Annotated in this window: 2 protein-coding genes; both read left to right on the forward strand. The window is 40.1% G+C overall.

Annotated features, from left to right (window positions below):
• Positions 1 to 832 precede the first annotated feature (832 nt).
• Positions 833 to 1027: a hypothetical protein gene (locus BLV87_RS18795; protein WP_093071182.1), complete on the forward strand. Its 195-nt coding sequence runs from the start codon at positions 833 to 835 to the stop codon at positions 1025 to 1027.
• A gap of 561 nt (positions 1028 to 1588) precedes the next feature.
• Positions 1589 to 3739 carry a TIR domain-containing protein gene (locus BLV87_RS18800; RefSeq protein WP_093071184.1) on the forward strand — a complete coding sequence of 717 codons (2151 nt, stop codon included), beginning with the start codon at positions 1589 to 1591 and terminating at the stop codon, positions 3737 to 3739.
• The last annotated feature ends 198 nt before the right edge of the window (positions 3740 to 3937 follow it).

Raw genomic sequence — 3937 nt, forward strand, 5'->3', positions numbered from 1 at the left:
CTAAATGGCGACAAAACATAGACGATGATGAGAGTATCGAGAGCATTAGCAAAAAGGCAATGCAATTAAGAGCTAATAAGATTAATTAAAATCATCTAACGAGTACATCGACGACGGACGCGGTGACAGCCCGCGTCTATCGCCCATTCTACTCCCCGCCGCGCCCGTCACACATGACGTTATGTGGAAGGCAAAACAACTTCTCCTTGAGTGCCAAAAGTGGCTCAAACCCTTGATACATATAGCTTTAATGGGGTTATGGAAAATCTCACTTTGGGGACGAAATGAGATTCCTGATGAGACAAAATAAGAGAAGATGAAACAATAGGAGGGGTCGATTAGTGTTGATGTGTCGTGAAGTAAAAAGACTGCCCGCCGCCGGTTCCTCAAAAATGAGGAGGCTCCCCAAAACTGGATGATGTGCCGACAACCAGCCCACATCTTGGGACTGAAAAGAGATCAACCTATTGATTTATAATGGTTTTACCCTGCCCACATGATGCCGACAACCTAAGTCTGAACCTACGTAGCGAATTGTGCAGCGCAGCAAATGGATAAGCAGGGTATGACCAGTGAAGACTAAAAACCTCTGAACCCCGCATGGCATAAGGCTTTGAGGGGTATGACGACCTAAGCAATTTAAGCGGCTGATGATATATATATTTTAGACTTGAACGCTGGACAAAAATGTCCAGACCCTGAACCAAGCCCCCACCCTCTCTATTGATACATCCTCGTTGAACACCTGGAGCGTGTGTACCTGCCTATATATTAGCCAGGGGATACCACCTTAACTTGCTCCCACCGTGTTATAAATCAAGAGGATACAATCATGAAAGGTAAAATTGCTCAGCAATATGGCTACGACTTGGAACTAACAATCCTGAAATCCAATGCTGGCTTCTACGTCGGAACAAGCAAGGACTATATGCCAGTGTCCCGCGAGTCTGTGGAATACTACAAGACAAAAGAACTGGCACAAACAGCACTGGATACAGGAACTTTTAAGCAGAGAACCGAAGCATAGTGATACAGCGACTACCGAGGGTTCATGATGAGCCTTCGGTAGAAACTCCGTGGCTATCGCGCTTCGCGGTAGAAGACAGGGGGAACTACCCCTATGTTCGACCTTAAACATAATGGAGGGGATGGACAGGAGCGCAGGGAATAATTTATTTATGGAAAGTTCACCGTGTACCGTATGTTAGTCGAATCCAGAACAAGATGATTAGAGAGGATGCGCGAAAAGTGAAACGCTTCGTAGCAAACACTGTGCGGCGCACCTCTCAATGCTAAACGTTATCCTCGCTAAACGCCCAATAAGCTTCGCCAGATTGATAGACTAAAAATATAGGGTTATGCTGTATAAAAACCGTGCTAAATTGATTATTCCAAGAAAATAGTTGCTAACCAATCTTCACAGTGCGCTGATACGTGATAAACAACACTAACCTGAACCACCTCAAAAAGAACACCTCCCTTTCGTTGACAACAAAAGGGCTTTTATTCATTTGTCAAAAATGGTGGCTGGCCACTCTTTACAGTGTTCCAAAATGTTATACACTTTAAAATAAGAGATAAATAACGAATGGATAATGAATTTTCTAATAAAATGCATGATATATTTATTTCACGTGCCGGTGAAGATAAAGAAATAAGCATTAATATCTCACATATTCTTAATAAAGCAGGTTATAGAACTTATCTTCAAGATGAAGATTTTGGGCATACAAGCTTTATGGCACGCATGGAACAAGGATTTCAAATAATTGAAAATGGTGGAAGACTTATTGCCTTACTTTCTAGTTCTTATCAAAAAAAAGAACACTGCATGGCTGAAGCACATTATCCCCTGATTGATGATCCTCAAAATAAAAAACAGCGCCTGATAGTTTTTCGAATTGATGAGTGTGCTCCCTCCGGTTTTTTAAAGCCAATACCTTATATCGATCTAGTTCCAATATTACATAACGTCGAGCGTTTAGAAAAGGTAGTTGAAAGCGCCCTTACAGATGAAAAAACTAATCAAATTGATAGTGCAAAATTCTATCGCCGATCTGGCAACCAAATTATGCACTCAAACATACATGCAAATAAAGATTTTATTTCAAGAGAAATTGAGTTTGAAGCGTTAAACAAGTTATTCTCAATCGAGAACAAAGAAAATTATAATTCGGAAACTCTCTCGGTTGCCATAACCGGAATACCGGGGGTTGGCAAGTCTACTTTTGCTAAAGAATATGCATGGAGAAACCGAGAAAATTACCAAGGAATCTGGTGGATAAAAAGCGAAACTCCTGAAAATCTTTTAGATGATATAGTAGAACTTGGCAACCAAATTCTACCCATAACTAAAGAAATATCAAACAGAGCTAAAGCGGCCCAGGTAACGCTTGATCATCTCTCTCAAACCCAGTGGAGGCTTCCTTGGCTGCTCATCTTTGACAACGTTGTTAACCCTATAGATATTGATGGAAAAATTCCAAAATATAACGCACACATTCTAATTACAACTCGTTGGCAGGATTGGTATGAGCGTGTAAATGAATTAACATTAGAATTATTTTCACCAAATGTATCTAGCGACTTTTTAATGTCTCACGCACGGAACAAAAATACTGAAGAAGCTATTCGTTTATCAACTGAATTAGGTCACTTGCCGCTAGCACTAAGTCATGCACGTTCTTTGTGTTGGAAGATGGCTTGGAGTTTTGAACAGTATTCAAATCAATTACCCAAATTAATTCATAAATCACCGCGAGATGCTACATATCCGTCATCAATCTTCGCCACTTTTGACTTAGCTATTAAACAAGCTACATCATTATTCCCAAAAGCATGGGACATAATGGCATTTCTTGCATTCATGGATCCTGATAGAATACCTATCAGCATCATTCCTCAAGTTTTAATTAATGAAGTTGAAAAAGGCGAAGCAATCGCAGCATTAAGTGAACTATCTTTAATATCTATTGAAACTCTTAGTGATGGGTCACGTGGAGTTAGTGTCCATCGGCTAGTTCAAACAGTTATGCGTGAAAGATTGGGCAAAATGAGTTGGGAAATTAACAAAGGAGGGACGCAGGAAATCAAGATTGACAAGAAAATAGAAGATATTACACTCAATGAACTTATTGAGAAGGTAGTTCATGAAAGAGAGTCTCTTTCTGAAGAAGCTTCATTTTATTTATATGTTGCTACCGCATCTATTGCTATTGCCTTTCCAGAAAAGTGGGAAAATCAAAGACTTGAAGCAAGCACCCTATATCCTCATGCTATTGCAGTATTATCATATGCCCCAGCAGAATTCATAATAGCTACGGAGCAACTATTGCGTCGAGTTTCTTCCTATTTAATTGGAATATCAGATTGGAAAAATGCGGCAGAATTTTTGTCTAGAGTAATCAGACTACATCAGCGAATGTATGGTGAAATAAATAAAGAATCTGCACATGACCGTATGTTACTTGGAAATATATATCAATTCACAAATTTATATGATAAGGCTAAAAAAACATATCATCAGGCATTGCTAGATTATGAGGAGCTTGAAGGCAAATCGGGACCTGGAATTGCAGCTTCTGTAGCGAGTCTAGCTCATATTTATGCAAAAACTGGAGATATTAAGCAAGCCATGCAATTTGCCAAAAGAGCGTATAAACTTTATAAGAGCGGGCTTGGAGCAACTAATAAATACACAGTCAATATGGAAAAGCTAATCCGCAAACTTACATTATAAAATTTGAATATTTTCAAATGACAGGATAACAAGTTATTCGACGACGGACGCGGTGACAGCCCGGGATCTTTAACAACTTACTCCCCGCCGCGCCCGTCAATTCAGACGTTGAGGCTGTAGAAAAACCCTCCGAACCGCCATTTTGTGGGATAATCAGGCATCGCAAGCACCAGAATGAGTAGACAGGCATGGCACGCT

It is taken from the genome of Thiothrix caldifontis (assembly GCF_900107695.1).
Taxonomy (GTDB): Bacteria; Pseudomonadota; Gammaproteobacteria; order Thiotrichales; family Thiotrichaceae; genus Thiothrix; species Thiothrix caldifontis.

Coding starts and splice junctions, on each gene's coding strand:
- BLV87_RS18795 (WP_093071182.1), top strand. CDS start 833: ATGAAAGGTAAAATTGCTCAGCAATATGGCTACGACTTGGAACTAACA.
- BLV87_RS18800 (WP_093071184.1), top strand. CDS start 1,589: ATGGATAATGAATTTTCTAATAAAATGCATGATATATTTATTTCACGT.